Source organism: Thermocladium sp. ECH_B, assembly GCA_001516585.1.
In the GTDB taxonomy this organism is placed as follows: Archaea; Thermoproteota; Thermoprotei; order Thermoproteales; family Thermocladiaceae; genus Thermocladium.
On record LOBW01000096.1, the window covers coordinates 1 to 5,751 of the forward strand.

General features: G+C 48.0%; 5 protein-coding genes and 1 pseudogene. 4 read left to right on the forward strand and 2 right to left on the reverse strand.

Annotated elements, in window-relative coordinates:
• Positions 1–869 (forward strand): annotated as a pseudogene (locus tag AT710_08990).
• Between the two features lie 229 nt (positions 870–1,098).
• On the opposite strand, the gene AT710_08995 reads toward AT710_08990, so the two are convergent.
• Complete coding sequence (locus AT710_08995) at positions 1,099–1,821, reverse strand: hypothetical protein (GenBank protein ID KUO90465.1); 723 nt, start codon at positions 1,819–1,821, stop codon at positions 1,099–1,101.
• A gap of 227 nt (positions 1,822–2,048) precedes the next feature.
• Between AT710_08995 and AT710_09000 the strand changes: the two genes are divergently transcribed.
• The 3 genes from AT710_09000 to AT710_09010 all read left to right on the forward strand — a co-directional run bounded on the left by AT710_09000 (position 2,049) and on the right by AT710_09010 (position 5,058).
• A complete protein-coding gene (locus AT710_09000; GenBank protein ID KUO90466.1) occupies positions 2,049–4,034 on the forward strand; it encodes a hypothetical protein in 1,986 nt (661 codons plus the stop codon).
• Complete coding sequence (locus AT710_09005; protein ID KUO90467.1) at positions 4,031–4,573, forward strand: hypothetical protein; 543 nt, start codon at positions 4,031–4,033, stop codon at positions 4,571–4,573. Before AT710_09000 ends, AT710_09005 begins: the two co-directional genes overlap by 4 nt.
• Positions 4,574–4,656: 83 nt before the next feature.
• On the forward strand, positions 4,657–5,058 hold the full coding sequence (locus AT710_09010) for a hypothetical protein (GenBank protein KUO90468.1): 402 nt from the start codon (positions 4,657–4,659) through the stop codon (positions 5,056–5,058).
• Between the two features lie 397 nt (positions 5,059–5,455).
• Here the strand turns inward: AT710_09010 and AT710_09015 are convergent, their stop codons facing one another.
• Positions 5,456–5,740 (reverse strand): hypothetical protein, encoded by a 285-nt coding sequence (locus tag AT710_09015; GenBank protein ID KUO90469.1) that lies wholly within the window; start codon positions 5,738–5,740, stop codon positions 5,456–5,458.
• Between the last annotated feature and the right edge of the window lie 11 nt (positions 5,741–5,751).

Sequence of the window (5,751 nt, forward strand, 5' to 3'; positions counted from 1 at the left end):
TGCTTGCCGTGGTATCAGGCCTATGGTCGCCCGCGAAAGTCTATGGCTCACTCGTGCCAGTGCAAAGTTTTGGGGTCGTCGTCAATTTCAGCGATGGTTCCACACCGCCCTCACTTATGTATGAAATGATAAATAACACGTATAAGAGCGCCCTGAATGGCTTCGTCACATTGGAACAACCGCCATACCCGGTGGTTAACGTTAAACCGTTCAACAATACCCTGGCCACGTTTAAGCTACCTAGCGGCTTTAAGTACGAACGCGCCTCAATCGTTATCCACGACAACGAGATCTACGTATACGAATTTAATAACGCACAGGATTATAAGTTATACACGGTAGTCTCAAGGCCGATAGCCTCAGTAACAGTAAAGATAATATACCCCGAAACTAAGGCTGGGAACCTCACATTAGTACCGGTCGGCACCTTTACAATCGAAAAGTTCAACGTACCATTACCGGGCACATCGGATTCAAGCATACAGGTTTATTTTGAATGGTATTCGGCCTTATGGTACGTAGGAGGCTCGTTAGCCGCAAATACCACTGCAGCGGGTTGGTTCTTCATAGAGCCTTATCAGGAGGTTAATAGTATAATGGTTGATGGTAGCTCATACCCAGGTTCTGGGTTTGCGCTATGTACGTCAAACGCGCCAGGCCAAACTCAAGGCGTAGGGTCATATGCAGCTCAGTCATATGTTCAGGCTGGCTATGCGCTTGATGATTGCCCAGTAACCACGGTACTTTCTAACTGGCCGTGGATTGGCATGGATGCCGCAGGCAATGTTTATTACCCAACATCATTTCCTGGATCGAAGTCGCTTGAAGCCGCATGTATATGCACAGGTGCATCAAGCTTAAGCCATTAAGGATTTTTTAAAATGTTCCCAAGGTTCTGCTTGGTCCTCAACTCGACATATTATCTTCTCATCACTAATAGATTTCAATTCTTTTGTAGATTCTGCGATATATGGATTAACACATTTATCAAATGTCTTCTACGACGTTAAAGAGTGTGATGACCTTGAACTTCTGAATGTCCCTTATAATTTGGGGTTCTGTTAACGTTTAATAGAGTAAAATTGAAAATAACACATATTATTGCTGTAAAGNTTTATACTCTATATCTAAGCCAGAAAAGGCAGGATGCTGCTTCACCATTTCAAGGGTTTGTTCTCCATCAAGTAAATAAAAGACGATGCTTGGAAGGTCGGCACGAATTAATCCTCTCTTCACTTTTACTGATATACCGCTGTGATGAAACCATGGTCCTTCCTTCTTCTTATCAGTCCACATCCCGTACTCTACTACCTCAACTTTTTCGGCACCAAGGAAAAACTCCGACCTTACGTTATTATAAGTCCCAGCCAATAGTTTATTTTCTGTATATCTGATATATCCCTGCGCTATGTCCGTAAGCGGCCTGTTAACTACTATTGCGTCCTTCTTCAACCTAAACCCTCCACGCGGAGATAGTTCTAGCTGTTTAGAATTTGTAATCTCGCTCAAAACAAGGCGCCTTCCTACCCGTCCAAAAGGAGTAGTTTCTCTATCTACTATACCAGGTTCAGCAGACATATCTGCCAAACTTTTAGGATAATGGGTGAGATAAAAGATGAACCTCTGATCAGTTACCAGGACAGGCCCGAAAGCGAACCTAAAAAATCCCAGAGGAACTTGATAGAGCACTGTTTCCGGTGTGGGAAACCTGTCCGTTAATTTGAGTGGGAAACCGCACAGCTCACACTTTTCGAGTTTAAGTTTAAACCTCCCTTTTTTATTAACATGTCCACATTTTGGACATATAACTTCATCACTCATACGAAATTATTTCATTCCCTTATATAAAACTCTTTCGTAAACTACCCCGCCCTTATGGATGGGGAGGGAGTCGGGTTGTTTAATTGATCCCTAAATGTTGAGTTGCGGTTCCTTTGATGGTAATTGTTAATCCGTATGCGTTATCCATCCACGCAAAAGGCGAGGCTTTCCGCCTCCTTAACCTCCATTTCTGTAATGCTTAAATATTATTGTTATATCCAGGATGCATGCGNTACTTGCTCTTCGTTTTATCGCTTTTGGCGGTTGGAGCGGCGATCCATGCGGCCCAATTCAATGTGACCTATGCGGTACTGTTCAATGAATCGCTTTACTCATATCCAGGGGTCAACGTATTGGCGATCAATCCATACACGGGGTACCTATATGCGCTTAATCCTCAGGGGTATTACCAAGTAAGCTTGAGCGGGAAGTCCGTTGCCAATGTCACTATTTGCCAATCTCCATCCGATATAGCGGTTAATACCGCCACCAATGTTCTTTACGTGACGTGCCCCCAACAGAATGAGGTGGCCGTGATTTACCCCAGCGGATCAACTACAATTATTCCCCTGCCCTGGACGCCCGTCTCGGTTGCCGTAAACCCATTGACCGGCACAGCGTATGTTGCCGCTACCACAAGCAATAAGTTGGCCATAATAAGCGGAACTAGTTATGAATTGTTCATAATGGGTTCATCCCCATCCATAGATTGGTCCCCAACATCAATAGCGATTAACCCCATCACTAACGTGGTGTATGTATTATCCCAGGGCGCGAGCACGGTAACCATGATAAATGCCACCTCTCGCCAAGTATTGTATGTGCTGCACCTCCCGGCTCCCCCCATTGAGGCCGTCATCAATAATAGGACGGGGGCAGTATATGTATTGACGGGTGGAGCCACTTATGTGGTTAATGGCTTTAACGTGGTCGGCACAATACCGATAGGGGGATCAAGCATTGCGCTGGATCCCGTTCATAACATTTTGTACATAGTTAGCGGTCAATCCCTGTATGCCGTGTTCCTNTCCATGGGTTACGACACGGCGGTCCAGATACCTGTCCAGAACCACCCNGTNTCGGTTGCCGTGAACCCATACACCCAACGCATATACCTCTCCCTATCATCGACCCCGCCGGGAGGCTCCNTAGATGTNATTCGATACTTGCCCAGCACCACTGGTAATTACCCCGTCACCATAGTTACGGGAAGCAACTCCACGTGGGGGCTGAGCCTCAACGGCGCTCCCCCGACTTGGTTCCATGGGCCCAACGCCACCATATACCTACCCAACGGCATCTATAATGCATACCTTTACCTACCCTCCAACACGACTTACCCCATAAGCATAGGTGACTTCGTGATTCATTACTCCACGGTGACCATAACCATACCCACATATCCATTAACCGTCTCCATAGGCCCAGTCACTGGATTCAAGTGGAGCATTCACTTATCAAATGGGGAGTCAATTACCACAAGCAATTCCTCAGTGTTGCTTTACCTACCCATTGGGGAATATGGGTACTACGTGACTTTCCCCAACTTCACCATCCCCGTAGTCACGGGCACAGTGACGCTGAGCGGGGCCGGCGGAATCTTCATACCGACCGAGTCTATGATATTCAGGGAGGAGGGGCTGGGGGGGAATTTCACTTGGGGACTCATCTTCGCTGGAGCAACGTTAACGGGGAACCCAGTGGGCCTCGCCACTGTGCTTAGGGCCGGTCAATCAATAATAATATATGCGCCGCAGGGAAACTATCTATATAACGCCACCATCCCATTCGGCTACACATCAAGCAATGCGGCCGGCAGGGCCGGTCCAATTAATATAGTGAAGTACGCGCTGCAGCTTTACCCAGTCACCATAGGTATTAATTCATCCACATTAACTTACCCAGTCACCATAATGGGGAGCACTATAAATGGCNCCACCGTGTATATCAATCAATCCGCAACGGGGCCCCTCAACCTGAAGCTACCGAATGGCAGATATAGCATAAAGCTGGGCAATGCCGTGGAGGGGAATTACTTGAATGTAGCGGCGCCCATTTCGGCGAGCGAGCGATTCAGCGTTTGGGGAAGCGGCGTTAATGTGACTGCCAATTATGTGCTGCTCAAGTACCCATTAACCCTAAGCGCGAACGGCTTAAGCGGTGCCTCCGCAACAATAACGATAAGCGGCAAGTACTTCAACGGGACTCGGTGACCCGCGATATCCCAATTAAGTTACCCAACACCACCACCATATATGTGCCGGATGGGTCCTACACCGTGACGGCGTCCCAAGCCCAGTACGGGGCATACAGCAATGCCCTGCTTCCCTCCCCATCATCGACCACAGCGATCGTGAACGGCAAGCCCGGGAACGCGAGCTTCTCGTACAGCACTGCCTATTATAATGTATATATCACCGTTAACCACATTGGATTATTGGGCACCCAGAAGTGGAGCATCACGGTCACGGGGGGCGAATTCAATGGTCAGTACCTGGATCAAGCATTCAGCGAAACTGGGCCGACAGCCATCATTTCGCTGCCCGACGGCGATTACCAGTACTCAATAAGCGGGAGCCTCTACATAATAACTGGGTCAAGTGGGCACATATACATCAATGCTACGCCGGCCAATATAACCGCGAACGCCTACTCCATAATACTAATCGCGGTAATAATCGCCATAGTGGCCGCGGTAGCCATTGTGGTGATATGGCGCCGCGGATACTTGTCCCGGGGAGGACTTGAGTGAGGGGGCCCAGTGACTTGGCTAAATTAATTGGGGAAAATGGGATCGCGGCGCGATTAATCCCCGCAGGGGATGCCGCGACATCAATGAAGGCGGCAACCGCATTGGGCGTGGAGATTAGTAGAATAGTGAAGACCGTTGTATTCATAGATAATGAGGGAAAGCCGCATGCAGTGGTGCTGCTTGGGTCCCGGAGAGTGAATCAATCTAAGTTAGCTAAACTGCTTGGAGTTAGGCGGGTGAGGCTAGCCACTAGGAGCGAAGTCGCTGAATTGACCGGTTACGAGGCCGGCGGCGTCCCTCCCATTGGGATACCAATAGATACCATAATTGACTCTGAACTAGCTGCAATAAATGGGGAAGTATATGCAGGAGGCGGAGACCCATCTACCCTCCTCGAGATAAGGGTGGAGGATATAATTAAGATCCAGAGACCCAGAATTATGGCTGTCACAGACACATCGTCAATAGATGAAAAATCAATATAATTTCTATAAAATTAAATCGTTATCTCATTTCCGCTAAGTCGCTGAGCGATTATCCATCACCTTAGGATGCCTTGCGATATTTCCATGAGCATCGTCATTTCTAAAGGCCGTAAATGAGAGCTCCATTGGTTTTTCGAGCCCCATCATGAAGTTAAATCCTTATACACATGGGGGGAAAGCCTCGCCATTTACGGCGGGGATGAGGGGGAGGAGGAAATAACTTTATATTAGTGGTGTTCCCGTTTTTCTGATGCCCATCGTGGGGTTTAGGTTCAGAGCATACACCGACGAACGCTGAGGGCGTTAAAGGCCCAGTTGGAAGCGGCGTGTGAGGTCTACAACACCCTACGATGGGCAGACAAGTACTTCCATCAAAGGGATGGTAGGGGATTAACCCTCACGGAGCTGAGGCAACTAGCCCTCGACTTGAGGAAACAAGATGAGGAGTACCAACAATTATACTTGCAAGTAGTTCAACAAGTCGCGGATAGATATTAAGGCTAGGCAGCGCTTTTTCAATGGGCTTGCAAGATTCCCGAAAGAGAAGAAACCCCATAAGTACTATAGCTTGGTTTATCCGCAAAGCGGTTGGAAGATACAGATTAGGGAAGTTAGAGTAAAGAGCGGGAGGAGGCTTGTGTTGAGGCTGAGCGGCCTCGGGGCCTTCAAGGTCATTGCCCACAGGGACTTCCC